Below are 19215 nucleotides of genomic sequence, written 5' to 3' on the forward strand. Positions count from 1 at the left end.
ACTTCAGGAATGGGCAAAATGATATTTATCATTTTAATCAAGAGGAATTCATTTTATATTTATAGGTATGTAACCAAAAACCAGATGTGGACGCAATACTTAAAAATCAAAAGTATAAAACTTAAACAGTCTCTAAGTCTATTGCAAATGCATCAAAAAGAAGTCATGAGCGATGAGTATGTTACATATGGAGATGATGAGCACTAGAAACGATGGAAAAATAATAATAAAGTAACAATTTACTTTTAAAAACTTTAAACCTAAAAAAGCAAACAATCATGGATCATTATTACGGACATTTCTTTGGAATGCATTTTATATGGTGGATTATATGGATCATTCTAGTAATCTGGATTTTTGCAACACCATACGACATTCCATACCAAAAAACAAAAAGGGAGAGCCCATTGGATATTTTAAAAAAGCGTTTTGCGAAAGGAGAAATCACTAAAGAGGATTATGAAGACGCCAAGAAAACCTTAAAATCTGAAGATTAAATAAAAACCAATGAAATCATAGTCTCTCATATGTAGTAGTTCTCTAAGATACAATTTTTCAGGATTTATATTGATAATGCTAATATTCAGTACATAGAAGTTCCGTAGCATGGGGCATAAGATTAAAATTCATATCATAATCATAAAAAGTTTTAATATACTACTATAATATAACGTTATTATTTATTTGATAACATATTTACAGATTATTACGAGTCTAAAAATATCAAGTAAAGGTTGTTCAATTTAAATCGAAATTTATGAAAACAACGACTTCTTTTAAAAATATAGATATTCCAGTACTTAATGTCCAATTAAAAGGAAGATTAAGGATTGCTGATAACCAAAAAGGAATGGTAATTTTTTCACACGGCAGTGGCAGTGGCAGATTAAGCAGTAGAAATAATTACGTAGCCGAACATCTTCAAGTTGGAGGATTCTCTTCTTTACTTTTCGATTTATTAACCGAAAAGGAGGATTTGATTTATGAAAATCGATTTGACATCCATTTACTTTCACAACGCTTGGCAAAGGCTACCCAATGGTTGCTGGAATATGAAGAATTAACAGATGTGCCCGTTGGATATTTTGGAGCCAGCACAGGCGCCGCTTCAGCTCTTTATGCAGCAGCACAATTGGAAGATAAAATTAGAACCATTGTTTCTCGAGGAGGTAGACCTGACTTAGCAATGCCTGTATTGCATAAAATAAAAGCGCCAACACTTTTAATTGTTGGAGGTGATGATGATGTGGTAATTCAGCTAAATAAAAAAGCATACGTTGAACTTGGAGGCATTAAAAAGATTGAAATTATCGAAGGTGCTTCTCATTTATTTGGAGAACCTGGAAAATTGGAAGAAGTCGCAGATCTGTCAACAAAATGGTTTAATAAGTACTTAAAAAAGTAAAACAATGTATCAGGATAGAAATGAAGCTGGCAAATTACTGGCTGCTAAATTGGAAAAATACAATAAAACGGATACTATTATATTGGCCATACCTAGAGGTGGAATCCCATTGGGGTTCATTATAAGTGAAAAATTAAACCTGCCTTTGGAAGCTGTTTTGTCTAAAAAAATCGGACACCCTTTACATAAGGAATATGCTATTGGGGCAGTAACCTTAAAAAGCCGTATTTTAAGTGATACCGCGGCAGACATATCGTCTTTCTATATCGAAGAAGAAACAATAAGAATCAGAAACGCACTTAATAAACGCTATAATGATTATTATGGAGATCGAAAACCATTGCAATTAAAAGGGAAGACTTTAATTATTGTAGATGATGGTATTGCAACTGGAAATACCATGTTATCCATTATTAAAATGCTTCATGATGAAAAGCCGAGCAAAATTGTAGTGGCTATTCCTGTGGCTCCAGGTGATACCATAAAAAAGTTACAGGCCTCACCTTATGTTGATGAAGTAATATGTCCTCTAGTTCCAGATTATTTTCAGTCAGTAGGGCAGTTTTATCAAAATTTTTATCAAGTTGATGATACAGAGGTGAAACAACTATTAAAAAAAGCACTTAAAACATCTTCAAGTTAATGTTTGAGTTCACTTATTAAACAGTGTTTGCCTTCGAATAAATATCTAATAAGTAAATCATAAAAGTGGCGTAATTATTATTGAAATAAAAAGGCCCTAACAAAAGTGCTTTGTTAGGGTTTTACAATAAACCAGATTATTACTAATAAGTAACTTCAAGTTCATTGTCTACTTCGTAAACACCCGGTGCTAGATATGCAGCTCTACGGACTTCTTCTTTTTCTGTCCATGAATGCACTTTTCCACGTAATTTCACCTTATGACCATCCACAATAACATTAATGTTTTGTGCTTCAATTTCGGCAGAACGCTCCAATGCTTTTTTGATTTTCTCTTTAACTTGGTAAGGTTCAATACTTTGTTTTAAGGTAATGGAATTACTAACCCCCCTGACGCCAAGAAGATTCTCAACGGCGCTTTTAGCAGCATCTTTTTGGTACTCCCATTTTACTTCTCCAGATAAATAAATCCACCCATTGTCTACTTTAATCTGGACTTTATCATCTGGCACAGAATAATTCCATTTTAAGGCATCAGCAGCAGCTTTTGCGATTTCCTTATCCGATTTTTTGTACTCAGTACCGTATTTTACTTCAATATCTTCTGCAACGGCTCGGACTCCTTTTACAGATTTAGCGGCTTTTTCCGCTGCTATTTTTTTTGCATAACTGTCTACCGTACCAGTTAGGGTAACAACACCTTTTTCTACGGTTACACCAATTTCAGTTTCATCAATAGCTGGCTGCCATGCCAATTCATCGAGTACATCATTTCTAATTTCTACATCTGTTTTCATTTTTAAATAGATTTATAAATAATAGTTTGCTGTATTAAATATACAATTGAAGCAATTATTTGAGAATGATATATATCAGTTTCGTAAAGTAAATTATCGCTTTTATTTTGTTTAAAATACTGATTTTTAGGCAGCCATGTTTAAAGCAACTGATAAATATCATTTTGTTTTCCTGAATTTTTGTGGAATTTTATTATGTGGCTGCAATCATGGAATTTACCTCAGTTTAAAGGAGGATGTACTATCTCTAGCCATAAGTTTAATATTGATGGATTGCAATAATCAGGTGTAACAAAAAAGGAGGTAAAATCAATTAATTTTAGGTATAAAAACTAGTTTTAAGGAGGTGTTTAACAAGAAGTAAATGAGCCAAGTAAAACATTATGAAACGCCCATGAGAAGCATTTACACATACGAGGATGATTATTAAGGGTGTTCCATCTAACGAAGTTAAAATAATAAATATAAACAGATGAAAACTAAAAAATCAAATCCAAAGATCAAGTTATTATTAGGAACAGGATTAGATACTTTACATTTTGAAAGTCAAGAATGGCTTGAAACCATTGCCTTTTGGAAAGATGAAGCACGTTTTTTTGAGGATCTTTTAAAAAAGAAAGAATTAAAAGAGAAAAGTCAAAATGAGTACACTAAATTGTTACAGGAATTGGATAAAATACATGCCGATCTCTTTAGTGATATAGAGGATTCAATCATGAAACACGAGCGTTTACTTTCTAGAATAGAAAAAGGTGAAAAAGGCCTGTCGGATGGAAACTATAGAGAAGAACACGGTGCTTTAAAGGAAAGAATGTATAGATTTGATAAGGATTTTCGTATGTTTAAAAAGATTGTCTTTGATTATGTGAAAAAATCTTGATACAAAAAACTACAATTTTGATAGCTATATAATATAGCAAACGCTATTCATAATTTCCGAAACAAATTACGGACATTATCTAAGGCCTTTATTCTTTAAATTAGTTACATACTCAACCAAAAGCCAATGATTTCAGTAGAAAATTTCAATATCAAAGGGCTTTCAGATAGTCAAGTACTTCAATCAAGGATAAAATTTGGCATTAACCGCACAAATTTCAAGAAGGAAAATGAGTTTATAAAGGCTTTAAAAAGTTTATTGAAAGAACCCATGGTGATTTTGCTGTTGGTTACGGCCACTATCTATTTTATCACTGGCAATATAGGTGATGGCATTTTTCTATCGGTTGCCATTGTTTTAGTGTCCACAATCTCCTTGTATCAGGATTCCAAAAGTCGTATCGCATTAGAGAAATTAAAAGATCTTACCAAACCACATAGTAAAGTCATTAGGAATGGTGAAGTTATCGATATCAAAAGTGAAGATATTGTTATTGGAGATGCTTTGATTGTGGAAGAAGGCCATTCCATATCGGCAGATGGTGCCATCATCCATTCCAATGACTTTTCGGTCAACGAATCGCTTCTAACAGGTGAATCATTAGCAGTTTATAAGGATAAAGACAAAGCAGACCATTTTGTGTATCAAGGCACCTCTGTGGCTAGTGGATTGGGTATAGTCACTGTTACCGCAATAGGTGAAAAGACCCAATTAGGTAAAATAGGAAAGAGTATTGAAAGTATAGAAGAAGAAAAAACACCCATCGAAATTCAAATCCAGAATTTTGTTAAAAAGATGGTTATTGCTGGTGTGGTCGTTTTTATTGGAGTATGGCTTCTCAATTATTTTCGGACTTATGATTTTTTGGACAGTTTATTGAAATCCTTGACGTTGGCAATGAGCATTTTGCCGGAAGAAATTCCCATTGCTTTTACCACATTCATGGCTTTAGGCACTTGGAGATTATTAAAAATGGGCATCATTGTCAAACAGATGAAAACCGTTGAAACTCTCGGAAGTGCCACCACAATTTGCGTTGATAAAACAGGGACCATTACCAAAAATGAAATGAGTCTTGTTAAAATCTATTCCTTAAAATCGAACACAGTTTCCGATGCTGATTCGTCAGCATTTAAAGCGGATGAAAAAGAACTTATAGCACTCGCCATGTGGGCAAGTGAGCCTATACCATTTGATGCCATGGAAATTTCCTTGCACAAGGCCTATTCCAAAATAGTTCATGAAGATGAACGTCCAAGATATAAAATGGTTCATGAATACCCTTTGGGGGGAACGCCTCCCATGATGACCCATATTTTTGAGAACGAAAGCGGTAAGCGTATCATTGCGGCAAAAGGCGCCCCCGAAGCCATCATGAAAGTATCCAATCTTTCAGAAAATGAAAAGAAACAAATCAACCAAACCATTGGTAATTTAGCGTCCCATGGTTATCGTTTACTGGCAGTAGGGGCCTCTGATTTTTCCGGAAATGATTTCCCACGGAATCAACAAGATTTCAAATTTAACTTCAAAGGAATTGTTGCCTTCTATGATCCGCCCAAACCCAATATCCAATCAGTTTTTGAAGCTTTTGATAACGCTGGAATTAAAGTAAAAATAATCACTGGTGATAATGAGGATACTGCGCTTGCCATAGCAAAACAAATACATTTTAAAAATGATGACAAACGGATTTCAGGAAGAGAATTAATTAACTTGTCAGACATTGAATTGCAATCCGCATCCACAGATAATTTTTTGTTTACCAGAATGTTTCCAGACGCAAAATTAAAAATCATCAATGCTTTAAAAGCCCAAAAAGAAATTATAGCTATGACTGGTGATGGTATTAATGATGCCCCTGCTTTAAAATCAGCTCATATTGGTATTGCCATGGGTAATAGAGGCACGGAGATTGCAAAACAGGCAGCTTCCATTATTTTATTGGAAGATGATTTATCAAAAATGCTTGATGCCGTTGCTATGGGGCGCAAAATTTATGCAAATCTCAAAAAAGCGATTCAATACATTATCTCCATTCACATCCCCATTATCCTAACTGTTTTCATTCCTTTAGCATTAGGATGGGTGTATCCCAATATTTTTTCACCAGTACATGTTATTTTGTTGGAATTGATAATGGGACCCACATGTTCCATCATTTATGAAAATGAACCCATGGAACAGAACATAATGGTACAAAAACCACGTCCTTTTACACGTACTTTTTTCAATTTCAGGGAACTCACAACAAGTATTTTTCAAGGATTGATGATTACGGTCGGTATTTTACTTATATATCAATATGCAGTTCATAGCCACTACGGAGAATCATTGACCAGAACCATGGTTTTTTTAACACTTATTGTCTCAAATATCACACTCACATTGGTCAATCGTTCCTTCTATTATTCCGTTATTACCACGTTGGGTTATAAAAACAAATTAGTACCACTTATAATAAGCATCACAATTGTAATAACGGCATTATTTATTTTTGTTGAACCTTTTATTGGATTTTTAAAATTTGAAAGACTCTCCTTGACCCAAACGTTTTTGAGCATTTTTACAGGGTTTTTGTTCGTTATTTGGTATGAAATCCTAAAATGGAATGAAAGAAGGCAACATATATTTGAAGAGAAGTCTATCATTAAAATTTTGAATTAAAAAGTATTTAGGCTATTCTTATAGCGTTTAAACTACTTCATCATTTTCAAAACATCGTCGATATGTGATTTACTGGCAAGATTGGTGCCTTCATTCATGGTTGTGGCGACTCCACATGCAACGCCCCATTTTAAAATGTCCTGTACCGAAAAAACATTTTTAATCCCATAGATCAATCCTGCTACCATACTATCACCTGCGCCGATAGTACTTTTTACTGATACGGAAGGTGTGGACTGGTAAACAACACCCTCTTTGGATGCCATAAAGGCGCCTCTTGCACCTAAAGAAACGGCGACATATTGAGCTTTACCGGATTTTACCACATCTAAAGCAAAGGCCTCTTGTTCGGTGCTTGATAAAAATTCCTTGTCTGCCAATTGTGCCAATTCTCTTTGATTTGGTTTTACTAAAAATATCGGCTCTTTAAGAGCCTCTGTGAGTGCTGGTCCAGAAGTGTCAATAACAATTTTTATGTTTTTCGGAGACACTTGTTTAATTAATGTCGCATAAAAATCTGTTGCTACGTTTTCAGGTAGGCTTCCACTTAATACAAGGATGTCATTATTTTTAAGGCATTTATCCAGTGTCGATTTTATTTCAGTGAGTTCCACATCTTGCAATCCGTTACTCGGCATCCCAAAACGATATTGTAAATTACTCTTTGTATCCACTATGGATAGGTTTTCCCTCGTCCATGATTTTATCGCAATACTTTCTGGCGTAATGCCTTCTTTTAAAAGTAATTCGTGAAGATATTTACCTGTATCGCCGCCAGAAGTAAATATACAATGTACTTTTTCATCAAGCCTATTGAGCATTCTAGAGACGTTAATGCCACCACCCCCAGGTTGATATACTATGGAGTGGCATTTGAGTTTCTGGGTAGGTACAAGACTATCTACTTTGGCACTTTTATCCAAAGCGGGATGTATGGTAAGGGTTATAATATTCATAAGTATCACTTTCAGGATTAAGATTGTTTTAAAATACTTCCAATATAGTTGTAAATTTTTAATTTGTATTCGAAAAAATCCTTAAGGAATTTCTCAAAATGAACTTTTAATGACTCATGATTGCTTAAATATACCGCATCACAGGACAAGTCATCACACTCCATCATACCACGCATTTTAATGTCGTGACCATCAATGATTTCCTTGAGGTTTTTCAATGCCTTTGTTTCAGTTTTGATCTGGTTTTTGAAAGTATTTAAGATTTCAAAAACAGTGTCGTGGGTTGTTTCAAATGCATTGGAATTAAGTAATTTGTTGATGAAAATGATTTCTGTTTCAGTATATTCAACCATTGATTTCCACCACAATACGTCGCGATGGCATTTTAGTAAAGTGTCTTCCGGTGTGTTGTCTGAATTATTCATATCATATTAATTTTGAGCATAGTTATACATTTCCATAAATGGGAACGATAAAGTTTCCATTTAAAAAAGATTGTGGATCTATATTACTTTGCAATAAGACGCCTTTTAATGTCGATTCCAGTAATAATTGAGCTGATTGAATTAAAGGAACCGCCGTTGTTGTTTGAATGGCCCGTAATTGATACTTGCCTATTTTTTGAGGGAGAATTTGCTTTGCTACTTCTCGTCTCCGCAAAGTACCCTTAGCGTCTTTACCCTGCACTGCTGCATATATGATGATTTGGTCCTCCTCAATATGTGGAATCTGCTTTTCCATAATGAGTTGTAAAGCTTCAATAGGTTGATCTGAATCGGATACATTCTTAATTTGTTCTTCTACCCACGCATAATGACCAGGAAATCGTATGGTTTTATAGTCCATGGCATCCACCTGTCCGGCTAAAGCATCGGGTAAATCGGCAGCGCCTCCCGAAGTCAGGTCTACTTCATAAGTTATTCCGTTGATAATTATAGAGGTTCGTTCTGATAGGGAAGGGCGTTTTGTTTTTTTGTAATTACGAATCACTTCAGTTTCTTTAATATATTCTGTAGCAACCCCTATGGGACTCCATGTGAATCCGTAGTAGTGGGGTGCAACGGCATTCTTTGAAAGTGCACCTACTTTAAACTCTAAAGTATCTACTTTGCTTACTTGAAAATCATTGCAAAATGCTTTAAATAGATGATTAGCCAATACATCTATATAGCCTGGAGCGAGACCAGTCTGTAAAATAAAGCCTGTTGATGCATCTTTTGCCAATGCTTTTATTTTATCGGTCTCTGCCACATATTCGGTTAGGTTGGCGTAATGCAACTTATAATCTTTGGCAAAGCCTGCCATCTTTGGTGCTTGGGTTCCGGGCAAGCAATCGAGAAGAATATCTCCTTGATTAAAAACAATTTTCATTTCTTTGGAAAGACCTGTTTCTGAAAGATGAAAAGGTTTTAAAATACAGGGTCGGGTTGTGCCAGCTTCAATCCATTTCACAAGATTTTGTGCTTTGGAAAGTGTTCTGTTGCCAATAAAAATAGTAGGAGTGACTGTACTCCATTCGACGAGTATAAGCGCAACTGCTTGAGCGATGCCGCCTGCACCTGCAATAATAATCGTATGGTGTTTGTTCATAATTTAAACTTTATTTATTGAACTCATCTTAAATAATCATTATTGTCCAATAAAACTTTTACAATTCACTGCAAACACAGTGCTAATGGCTTTTTAAGGAGTTTACCGATTTGTGGTCTAGCTTTTTGTAATAATTAATCTAAATAATCCCGATGGTTTTGCTATCGTCTATTTTCTATTATTCTATTATCTATTATCTCTTCTCATACCTCCCAGTTTTTTCCGTAAGCCTAATTCTATATACAATACCTTGCATCGCCTCAGCATATTCTCCATGGGAATCGGTCATGGCATGATGTATTGTTGTTTCGCTTGTCATTATGGGTAGTACACGATCCATTAGTTTTTGCATGCCCATTTCTCTTTCTTCAGAAGTTTTTAATTCTTCAAATTTGCCCAAAGCGATGACACTTCTCCAATTGCTTATATTATCTATAACATCTACCTCTAAACACACGTTTGGATTTTTTCGCATCATGTCTACTTTCATACCCTCTTTTGTATGTCCATAAATATAGGTGCCATCATAAGCGTAAGTTATAGGTACAATGTAAGTCATATCATCTGCATGACAACCAATCCGTCCAATAACTTGGCTATATAATAAATGCTCTATCTGACTGTTTTTTAAATCTCCTAACATCACATTTAATTTTGAATTACATTGAAGTGGTTTAAACTTTTTCTAATTGGCTAAAAAACCGCCCTTTTTTGCCCACTCTACGTCTTTTTTTCTTTCCGTAGCTTTTCCAATGCGACAAGCTGGCTCCTTCTCTAAAAAGGTTTACTAAACCTTTTCTTTACGCTCGGCCCTAACTCGAAAAAGGCTTCGATTGGACAAAAAATGACTAATTTTCGCTTCAATCGAAAAAGGTTAAACCTCTTCATTGACAAAATACATGAATCATACGAAAATCAAAATGATATATATCAGTCATTGTTGTCCGATAAACATCTACAATTGACTGCTAACATAGTGATAAAGGCTTTTTAAAGAGATTATTGATCTGTTACCTTGCTTAATTTCTCGAAGGCTCTCTATTCTATTTTCTTTATTCTATTTTCTTTTAACAAAGCAGTTACTTTTTGAGTTATTAACACCATATGGTTATCCTCCATATCGGTAGTAAAAAACAAATAGTTTTCGCCACCATCTTTAATATGGAGTTTTTTACGGAGTTGTTCAACCGTTTCAGGAAAGTTACGTGTCGTGATATTAGCCTTTTTTATACCTAATTTTTTTAGGGCTTTTTTGTTATATGGTATAGCGTGTTCAATTTTAAAACACCTTCCGGGAAAATCAATTAAAGTATCACTCGTGTACAAATGTGAATGTTTATGAAGTTTAAAAAGGTTTAATTGGGTAGAAATAGAATCGAAACCACCTGCCTTTAAAACAGCACTATTAGGTTCGTATAAGTAGGTGAGAGGCTGACTGTAAGTCGAGGTTGTTGTTTTTTCATTTTCCATAGAAAAATTAAAAACGTCGTTATTATCTTTTTTAAGATTGATGGTTTTTATAAAAATACCTTCTGTAAATTCATCTTCCAAAACCCAAAGTAATTCTTTAACCTCATTATTTACTGCTACGACATGAATGGTTTTTACATGTTTTAATTCATTGATACCAACCGAAAAATCGAGTAGGGGCGATGTTTTTATTAAAATGTTTTTTGAGTGCTTGAACAGTAGATTAATATGTTCAGGTACGTTGGGTAGGCAATCGTTTAGAAAAAAGACTTTTCCTTTACTATCGTGTCTCCGGGAAGGGTCTATATAAATCCAATCGAACGTTTTATTGCTGGTTTTTAAATAGCTCATCCCATCAACAGCGTGTGTTTTTATATTTTGAATAGCTAATTGCTTGTAATTGTGGGTTACTATTTTAGAAAGTTCTTTGTTGATTTCGCAATGTTCAACCGTTTTAAAAGCTTTTGAAAAATAATAACAATCTACCCCAAAACCGCCCGTTAAATCGATGATGGATGCTCCACTTATTAAACCCGATTTATACTGTGCTGTTATCTCCGATGAGGTTTGCTCAATGTTTAGTTTGTTGGGATAATAAATATTTTTGCTTTCAAACCAAGTGGGTAGTTTCTTTTCACTACGCTTTTTGGCTTCAATTTGTTCAATGATGGTTTTGATTTCAATATTGGGGAAGGTTATTCCTTTTAACAACAAAGAAACCATATCAGAATTTAAATTTTTATCTATAAATTCTTGAATTTCAGTACTTAAAATAGCCGTATTCAAAAGGAGTTATAAATTTTTAGTCAGTTTTTTTACAATCTTATTTTCAGATAAAAATTCTTTCAAAATAACCTTAATGGCAGTATAGGTGGGTACAGCAAGTATTAAACCCATAACACCAAACAGAATACCTGCGATTAAAATCACCAAAAATATTTCTAGTGGATGGGATTTCATGCTTTTAGAGAATATAATTGGCTGACTGAAAAAATTATCGATCAGTTGCCCAATAATAAATACTACAAAGACCCAAAATGCTTTAGGCAAAATAACGTCGTTAAAACTTTCGCCAAGGTTACTGGTCATGGTAAGAGCCAACATTATAAAGGCACCAACTAATGGACCGACATATGGAACAAGATTTAATAAAGCGCATAAAAAGGCAATAAGGATGGCGTTTTCAACATCTATAATGAGCAATCCAATTGTATAAATAATGAATATGATTATGATTTGAAAAATAAGGCCAACAAAATATCTTGAGAGTAAATCTTTAATTTTTGTTGAAGAGTTTTTCCAACCTAATTCTTTATCGTCGGGTATAAAAGTAAGTACACCATTTTCAAACAAATGACTGTCTTTTAAAAAGAAGAAGGAAATAAACAATACCGAAAAAAAACCGATACTAAAACTCCCCAAACCACTTATAACCGAATTAAAAAAATTGGGAATAAGTCCATAATCTATTTTTGATAGTAGATTTGATTCTTTTATGGATTGCTCTAAATCAATTTGATACACATTGAAATAATTTATGATTTCAATGTACAGATTTTCAATATTATTTTGAAGCTGATTGATGTTTAGCAGCGATAGATTATGTCCTTGTTTTATTATTAAAGGAATAAATAAAGCCACTAAACCAGTAAATAACCCAATAAGAATAGCCATAGCAACTATAACAGCCAAGGTGTTTTTAAATTTTAACCGACGTTCTAAAAAAAGCACTATGGGTCTGCCAATTAACGAAACAACTACAGCAATGGCTATGTAGCCAATTACCGACTGAATTTCATATAAAAACCATAGTAGTAAAGCAATACCTAAAATAATGGCTACTGCTTTTAAAATACCGTTTGCAATTAATTTTGAATTCAATTGAAATAAATTATTGAGTAAATATAATAATATTATTTACTATCATTTCGAACAGTTACGATTTAAAGTCGTATTTCAAAATACTTTATAAAAAAAGAACCCCATAATATTATGGAGTTCTTTCGGATTTAAAACACTAACTCAAATTGATTAATAGCAGATAGCTTGTTTGTTTTGTTTATTAGTTTAAAAACTTAGGTTTTATAACCAACATAGCCCAAGCCCAGTTTTGAGTATCTGATGCATCAGCTTCGGTTACGCCTTTTAGTTCATACATACCATCTGCAGCAAACATGTGCGAATAACCTAAGACCATATTATAACCTTTAAATTTCTTTGTAAATACTAAATCCAATTCGGTTCCTAAAGATTTTTCACCACTTGCCAGTTCTTGCTCGCCACTAAAATTAAGTGCTTTAATCAATAAGCTAGATGTTTCGCTTAATGTAAAGTTGGCACTTGCATGAACATCAAACAAGCCAATTGAATTTGCATGATTTCCTACGTAGAAATAATCCATAAAACCATTGAATTTGTGGTTTGTTCCATATAATGGGAAGAACGCTTCATTTTTAGTAGATGTTGGATCGTTACCGCTTATAATTTCGATACCAGCACCAAGACCAACTTTAGGAGACGCTTTATAGCTAAAATCCAACCCTAAAAGGTAAGCTCCTTTTATTTGGTCGCCTGTTTGTAGAAAAGCGTTTGCAGCGACACCAAAACCATCTTTTTTATAATCAAGGTGCGTTCCCAAAGTTTGTAAACTATTTACACCGTCTGGTGTTACACCATCAGTTTCAAATTTTTGAAATCCATTGTTAAGTAATAATAAACTTCCTGAAAAATTCTCCCATGCTTGTTTTAAATATAGATATTGCATGGTTTTATAAGTAAAGAATCCCGTGGTGTTATAAGCCGTTCCTGTATTTATAAAACCTGTTGGGTTAGAGTAATCTTGACTAAATGCCAAGCCCAAATCGAGCATAAATTTTTCTTTTTTATATTTAATTAAGGCTGCATCGTGGTTACGCCCTTGTTGTGCCCAATCTAAACCTCCAAATATGCGTTGGTCGTCATAAGAAATAACTTGTCGTCCTAATTTGGTAGAAAAACCTGAACCTAAACTAATATCAGCCCACGCTTCAAAAACAGCAAACGAGTTGTTTTGGTCGTACGGTAAAATTTGTCTGTTTTCACCCCAAACCATCACATCTTGAAGGCTTAAATAAAACTTATAAGCTTCGGTAGTAAAGCCTGCGTTTAACCTTGCTCGTGTAGAGATTCCAAAACCAGCATCGGCAGCATCTGGAATGATACTTCCAAAACCATGGCGGTACTCTGTTCGTGGTCTAAATTCACCATCTAATGTAAATTGTGCTTGAGCAAATTGTAAGCAACCCAATAATAGTCCTAAAAATACGTATTGTCTTTTCATTTTTTTTTGATTTTAATTTATAATTGTTTGGTTTAAGGTATTTAATGTTCTAAAAAATCTATGAGATGTTTTCTGTATTTGTAATAATTATCATGTTCCAATACCGATTTTCGGGTTCTTGGGCGTTCAAAATCGATGTTTAAAATATCTCCAATTTTAGCCTTGGGGCCACTGGTCATCATCACCACGCGGTCTGCTAAGAAAATAGCTTCATCCACATCGTGGGTAATCATAACTGCAGTGATTTTTTCTTTATTCCAAATTTCTATTAGGATGTCTTGAAGCTCGCCTCTTGTTAAAGAATCTAACATTCCAAATGGTTCATCAAGCAGTAATACTTTTGGTTTGATAGCAAATGCTCTGGCAATACCAACACGTTGTTGCATGCCTTGGGATAGTTCTGAAGCTCTTTTATTAAAAGCATCTTCCAATCCTACTTTTTGCAAATAGTATTTAGCAATATCGTAGCGCTGGGCTTTGGTAGCGTCTGGAAATACCTGGTTAACACCTAGCAATACATTTTGAAGCGATGTCATCCAGGGCATTAAACTGGGCGATTGAAAAATAACGCCTCTATCGGGTCCAGGACCTTTAATATGGTGCCCTAAAACAGATATGTTACCGCCTGAAATAGCATTAAGTCCAGCAATCATAGAAAGCATGGTTGTTTTACCACAGCCAGAGTGCCCAATAATGGTGACAAACTCCTCTTTCATAATTTGAAGATTCAAATCTTCCAACACAATGTAATCACCTTTGGGCGTTGGGTATACTTTCTTAAGGTTTTTCAAATCCAACATAACTCTGGAAGGGAACATGATACCGTTTTCGGTATCTATATCTCTATTGTAATCTATGGTATTTGTATTCATTTGTTCTTTTGTTTAAAAGTATCCAGCAAAGTCTTTAGGGCTCAATTCTGGTAACATATATTCCTTTTGCGCTATGGATTTTCGTTCGTTTCCTATATCCATTAAATACTCAATAATGGCATTTCTTGTTTTTTTGAAATTAGGATTATCGTTCATTTCCGTTTTGTCTCGTGGGCGATCAATATCAATTTTAAACTCAGGTCCCAACGTTGCATTGGGGCCTGGACGTAATGGAATAATGCGGTCTGCCATATAAATACCCTCATCTACATCATTGGTAATTAGCAGTGCGGTACGTTTTTCTTTACCCCAAATATTTAAAATCTCATCTTGTAAATTCCCACGAGTTAAGGCATCTAAAGCACCAAGCGGTTCGTCCATGATAATCATTTCGGGTTTCATGGCTAAGGCACGTGCTACGGCAACGCGCTGGCGCATACCACCTGATAATTCTTTAGGACGTTTGTTGATGGCATGCGATAAGTTAACCATATCTACATATTCTGCCACAATACTGTTTATCTCCGTCTTGCTTTTTTTAGGAAACGCCTCCTTAACCGCCATATAAACATTCTGTCCAACGGTTAACCAAGGCAGTAATGAGTAATTCTGAAAAATAACCCCACGCTCATGGCTTGTTCCAACAACAGGTTCCCCCTTAAACAGTACTTCGCCGCTTGTAGGCTCTAAAAGGCCATTTATTAGGTTTACCAAGGTCGTTTTTCCGCTGCCGGTAAAACCCACAATAGCAACAAATTCACCTTCTTCAATAGACAAATTAATGTTCGAAAGCACTTCGGTAGCGTTATCATCCTTACCGTAGGTTTTGTAAATATTATTTAATTCTAAGTATGCCATTTTGTTGTTTTCTGTTTATTTGTTGATTTGTTTGGTGTTGAGTTGGGCTTTACCCTTCGACTGTGCTCAGGGTGACCTAAAAGGGTACTGTTACAATCACTAACACGCTCATCGTTTTATTTAATCCCTGGGACTTTGCCACTTTGTTACTCTGCAACTTTGCAACTCATTAAATCCCATCATTTTTATTAAACGAAATCATATTCTGAATGATTAGCATAATTCTGTCCAACAAAAATCCAATACCACCAATAACAAACATGGCAACAATGATTTTTGAATTGGAATCTATCGCTCCATTCTGGAATTCTTCCCAAACAAACGATCCTAAACCAGGGCTTTGTGCTAATAATTCAATGGCAATAAGTACCATCCAAGATACTGAAAGCGTAATTCTTAATCCAGTAAAAATTAATGGTAGCGCAGATGGCAATATCACTTTAAAAACTTTTTGAAATGTTCCCAATTTCAATACTTTAGCGACGTTTATATAATCTTTATCTACCGATGAAACTCCCATAGCAGTGTTTACCAAAGTTGCCCACATAGAACATAAACCAACACTAATGAACGAGATGATAAAGGCACTATCAGATTCAGAGTCCTTAGTTAATGTTTTTACAATCATAAAAACAAGTAATAGCCAAACTACGGGCGATACCGGTTTAAAAATTTGAATTAACCAGTTTACCGAACTTCTTAAGGTTTTACTAAGCCCTATGACGATCCCGATAGGAACTGCTATAAGCAATGCTAAAAGAAACCCTGCAAAAACGGTTTTTATACTAGTTAAGATCTGGTCAACAAACGATGGTCTTCCTGTATATGTTATAGGATCTTTGCCTTCTGCCAATCGTTTTGCGTTTAAAGCAGCTGTTTTTTCAATAAAAGCTTCCTTGTCGGCTTTAATAATATAATGGTCGTCCAATAAAGTTTTAAAAGAAGCCCAAACTTGAGCAGGAGATGGTAATGTGTTTGGTTGGCATTTTATAGCACCTGATGCTATACAAGCTCTCATGGCATCTGCTGCTTCCTGCCCTTGTTCGGTTAATGCTTTTTCTATTTTGTATTCAGCTTCTGTATTATACAGTGCTTTAGCTCCCATGTGCCATAATCCTATAAATAAGAGCATGGAAGCAAGAGGCACGACTACTTTTCGCAAGAAGTTTTTAAAATCTTCTTTCTCAATTTTCCCAGTAAATATTGATTTTATATTTTTTAAAAAATCCAATCCTACAAACTTGGTTATTCTATCTAATGTTATGCTTTGCTTCATGAGTACTAACTTTTTTGAAAATTTTATTTTTTATCTTTATTTCCTATAGAGAAACTATTGATATATCCTATTGGGTCTTTAGCGTCATACTTAGTACCATCAATAAAATCGGTTGTTGCAGGTTTGTAACCATCTGTACTAGGTATATCGCTAGCAGGAATATTGCCTTCTGCTACCAATAAATCGGCTGCTTTTTTCCAGATATCAGGCCTGTAAATCTTTTTAATGGTTTCTGAATACCATCCTTCTGGTTTCGCATCAGGAATTTGACCCCATCTGCGCATTTGGGTTAAGAACCAAATACCATCAGAGTAAAAAGGATAGGTTGCATTATACTTGTAGAACACGTTAAAGTCTGGCATATCACGTTTATCACCTTTTTCAAATTCAAAAGTACCCGTCATGGAATTTGCTAAAACCACTTCGTCTGCACCCACATATTGAGGCATTGATAATATTTTAACTGCTTCAGCTCTGTTTCCTGGTTCGTCTAACCATTTACCTGCACGAATTAAAGCTTTGGTAACTGCTATGGCAGTATTTGGGTTTTCGTCAACAAACTTTTTTGTCATTACAAATACTTTCTCTGGGTTATTTTTCCAGATGTCGTAGTTGGTTACAACCGGCACACCAATACCTTTAAAAACAGCTTGTTGATTCCATGGCTCACCTACACAATATCCATAAATAGTACCTGCTTCCAAGGTTGCTGGCATTTGTGGTGGTGGCGTAACAGATAGTAACACATCGGCACCAATTTGTCCTTGTACATTATCGGCAGTGTACATGCCAGGGTTGATTCCAGCGGCAGCTAACCAATATCTGATTTCGTAATTGTGTGTAGACACTGGGAATACCATGCCCATTTTAAAGGCATTTCCTTTGTTTTTATATTCTGTAATTACAGGTTTTAAAGCATCTGCTTTTATAGGATGAATTGGTTTTCCATCGGCATCTTTTGGTACATTTGGCTTCATTTTAGCCCAAACATCATTTGATACGGTAATACCATTTCCATTTAAATCCATAGAATAGGAGGTAACCAACTCTGCTTGTCTGCCAAAGCCTGCACCAGCTGCAATGGGTTGACCCGCTAACATGTGAGCCCCGTCTAATTGCCCATCAATAACACGGTCTAGAATATTTTTCCAGTTTGATTGTGCTTCAACAGATACAAATAATCCTTCATCTTCAAAGTATCCTTTTTCTTTCGCAATGGCTAAAGGTGCCATGTCGGTTAATTTGATAAAACCAAAAGTTAATTGTGGTTTTTCAATATCTAATGTTTTTGTTTTAGAAGCTTCGGCAGTAACTTCTTCGGTTGATGCCTTTTTTTCTTTTCCACCACAGGCGCATAGTAGCAATCCAAGTGATAAGACCCATGTTGATTTTGTTAATAGTGATTTCATAGTATCTAGTTTTAATATTTTTAATAAGTATTAGTACTTAATTACAAGGCAAATATATAAGTAGTATTGTTTTTATTCAATGACATACAACATGTAACAATAACCTTTTATGCATGTATAAAAGACTTAAATAACATGTGAAAAACTGCTATAATACAGGTTTGTGGTTTAATTTATTGAAAAATAGTTAGTTGTGATTTATTAATTAGAGAAACGGCTTTACGTATTAATACGTAAAGCCGTTTACTTGGTTATTAGATTGGTTAAGTAATTTAGGTTGTAAGCATGTAGAGTAAGTTTATTTGGGATTTTAAAGAATACAAATAGACTATTAATATAAAGGGCGTTATTTGTTATTCATTTTTTTTACCCACTCCAATTGTGTTAATCCAATATATTTTTTGTCATTACCGTAAGGGTCGGCACCTCCTTTTAAATAAGCTTTAATTAGCTTCATAGGAATGGTATCTTTTAGCCTAATGGGCACTTCATAGGTATGGTTTCCATGAAAATCATGGCATTCAATACAGGTAAACCATTGTTCATTGGCAATAAGTGTTTTATGTGAGACGTCTAAAGGATCATCTTCAACTTCTAAATCTTGATGACAGTTCATACAATAGTTCATGCTTACCGAAGCTATAGTTATGCGTTCGCCTTTATGTTCGGTATGGCACGTAATGCATGTTGTAGCATCTATTTGTTTGATAGCATCGCTAAATCGAGGTTCTGTAAATCGATGTGTTGGATGTCTGTCGTTAGGTCTATCATGACAACTCAAACAGTTATCAGTTGTTACATCACTGGTTCCAAAATCAGCACCATTCTTGCGCATACCAACAGCATGCTCTATATTGGATTGCATTTGTTGCATCAGATTTCCTTTCGCATCTGCATGACATGCTATGCACGAAACATCTGCATGACCAGAATTCATTGGGCCTAAGGAAATATATGCTTCAGAAGATTCTAAGCTTAGAAATATAAACAGAAGGCCTCCTATAGTTAGACCTGTAATTCCACCAATAAATTGCCTCTTTCTTAATGGACTTACTTTAATCATAATAATTTGAA

The 19215-nt window shown here is 34.7% G+C and carries 18 protein-coding genes; 5 read left to right on the forward strand and 13 right to left on the reverse strand.

Features of this window, described 5'->3' with window-relative positions:
* Nucleotides 1-278 precede the first annotated feature (278 nt).
* The 3 genes from CJ739_RS15950 (at nt 279) to CJ739_RS15960 (ending at nt 2048) form a co-directional block, all read left to right on the forward strand.
* Nucleotides 279-497, forward strand: coding sequence for an SHOCT domain-containing protein (locus tag CJ739_RS15950; RefSeq protein ID WP_117177071.1), 219 nt, complete (start codon nt 279-281; stop codon nt 495-497).
* Nucleotides 498-757: 260 nt separating this feature from the next.
* On the forward strand, nt 758-1405 hold the full coding sequence (locus tag CJ739_RS15955; RefSeq protein ID WP_117177073.1) for a dienelactone hydrolase family protein: 648 nt from the start codon (nt 758-760) through the stop codon (nt 1403-1405).
* A gap of 4 nt (nt 1406-1409) precedes the next feature.
* Nucleotides 1410-2048, forward strand: coding sequence for a phosphoribosyltransferase (locus CJ739_RS15960; RefSeq protein ID WP_117177075.1), 639 nt, complete (start codon nt 1410-1412; stop codon nt 2046-2048).
* Nucleotides 2049-2190: 142 nt separating this feature from the next.
* Here CJ739_RS15960 and CJ739_RS15965 read toward each other — a convergent pair whose 3' ends face one another.
* Entirely contained in the window at nt 2191-2844 is a 654-nt protein-coding gene (locus tag CJ739_RS15965) for a BON domain-containing protein (RefSeq protein ID WP_117177077.1), read from the reverse strand.
* A gap of 472 nt (nt 2845-3316) precedes the next feature.
* Between CJ739_RS15965 and CJ739_RS15970 the strand changes: the two genes are divergently transcribed.
* The gene (locus tag CJ739_RS15970) at nt 3317-3724 is read left to right on the forward strand and encodes a hypothetical protein (RefSeq protein ID WP_117177079.1); all 408 of its coding nucleotides are present in this window, start codon (nt 3317-3319) and stop codon (nt 3722-3724) included.
* A gap of 126 nt (nt 3725-3850) precedes the next feature.
* Complete coding sequence (locus CJ739_RS15975; RefSeq protein ID WP_205419372.1) at nt 3851-6391, forward strand: cation-translocating P-type ATPase; 2541 nt, start codon at nt 3851-3853, stop codon at nt 6389-6391.
* A gap of 32 nt (nt 6392-6423) precedes the next feature.
* Here the strand turns inward: CJ739_RS15975 and CJ739_RS15980 are convergent, their stop codons facing one another.
* From CJ739_RS15980 to CJ739_RS16035, 12 genes are all read right to left on the reverse strand, one after another.
* Complete coding sequence (locus tag CJ739_RS15980) at nt 6424-7347, reverse strand: 1-phosphofructokinase family hexose kinase (protein ID WP_117177081.1); 924 nt, start codon at nt 7345-7347, stop codon at nt 6424-6426.
* Nucleotides 7348-7364: 17 nt separating this feature from the next.
* Complete coding sequence (locus tag CJ739_RS15985) at nt 7365-7772, reverse strand: hypothetical protein (RefSeq protein ID WP_117177083.1); 408 nt, start codon at nt 7770-7772, stop codon at nt 7365-7367.
* A 22-nt stretch (nt 7773-7794) separates the two neighbouring features.
* Nucleotides 7795-8937, reverse strand: a complete 1143-nt coding sequence (locus tag CJ739_RS15990) for a saccharopine dehydrogenase family protein (RefSeq protein WP_117177085.1) — start codon at nt 8935-8937, stop codon at nt 7795-7797.
* A 193-nt stretch (nt 8938-9130) separates the two neighbouring features.
* The gene (locus CJ739_RS15995) at nt 9131-9580 is read right to left on the reverse strand and encodes a pyridoxamine 5'-phosphate oxidase family protein (protein ID WP_117177087.1); all 450 of its coding nucleotides are present in this window, start codon (nt 9578-9580) and stop codon (nt 9131-9133) included.
* A gap of 395 nt (nt 9581-9975) precedes the next feature.
* Nucleotides 9976-11193, reverse strand: a complete 1218-nt coding sequence (locus CJ739_RS16000) for a THUMP-like domain-containing protein (RefSeq protein ID WP_117177089.1) — start codon at nt 11191-11193, stop codon at nt 9976-9978.
* Nucleotides 11194-11199: 6 nt separating this feature from the next.
* The gene (locus tag CJ739_RS16005; protein WP_117177091.1) at nt 11200-12288 is read right to left on the reverse strand and encodes an AI-2E family transporter; all 1089 of its coding nucleotides are present in this window, start codon (nt 12286-12288) and stop codon (nt 11200-11202) included.
* 181 nt (nt 12289-12469) lie between these two features.
* Nucleotides 12470-13726, reverse strand: a complete 1257-nt coding sequence (locus CJ739_RS16010) for an alginate export family protein (protein WP_117177093.1) — start codon at nt 13724-13726, stop codon at nt 12470-12472.
* Nucleotides 13727-13767: 41 nt separating this feature from the next.
* Nucleotides 13768-14598, reverse strand: coding sequence for an ABC transporter ATP-binding protein (locus CJ739_RS16015; RefSeq protein WP_205419373.1), 831 nt, complete (start codon nt 14596-14598; stop codon nt 13768-13770).
* A 12-nt stretch (nt 14599-14610) separates the two neighbouring features.
* The gene (locus CJ739_RS16020) at nt 14611-15456 is read right to left on the reverse strand and encodes an ABC transporter ATP-binding protein (RefSeq protein ID WP_117177095.1); all 846 of its coding nucleotides are present in this window, start codon (nt 15454-15456) and stop codon (nt 14611-14613) included.
* A gap of 169 nt (nt 15457-15625) precedes the next feature.
* Nucleotides 15626-16732, reverse strand: a complete 1107-nt coding sequence (locus CJ739_RS16025) for an ABC transporter permease (RefSeq protein ID WP_117177097.1) — start codon at nt 16730-16732, stop codon at nt 15626-15628.
* Between the two features lie 23 nt (nt 16733-16755).
* A complete protein-coding gene (locus CJ739_RS16030; protein WP_117177099.1) occupies nt 16756-18141 on the reverse strand; it encodes a CmpA/NrtA family ABC transporter substrate-binding protein in 1386 nt (461 codons plus the stop codon).
* Nucleotides 18142-18487: 346 nt separating this feature from the next.
* Complete coding sequence (locus tag CJ739_RS16035; RefSeq protein ID WP_117177101.1) at nt 18488-19204, reverse strand: multiheme c-type cytochrome; 717 nt, start codon at nt 19202-19204, stop codon at nt 18488-18490.
* Nucleotides 19205-19215: the final 11 nt, after the last annotated feature.

Origin of the sequence: Mariniflexile sp. TRM1-10 (assembly GCF_003425985.1) — a bacterium.
GTDB lineage: Bacteria > Bacteroidota > Bacteroidia > Flavobacteriales > Flavobacteriaceae > Mariniflexile.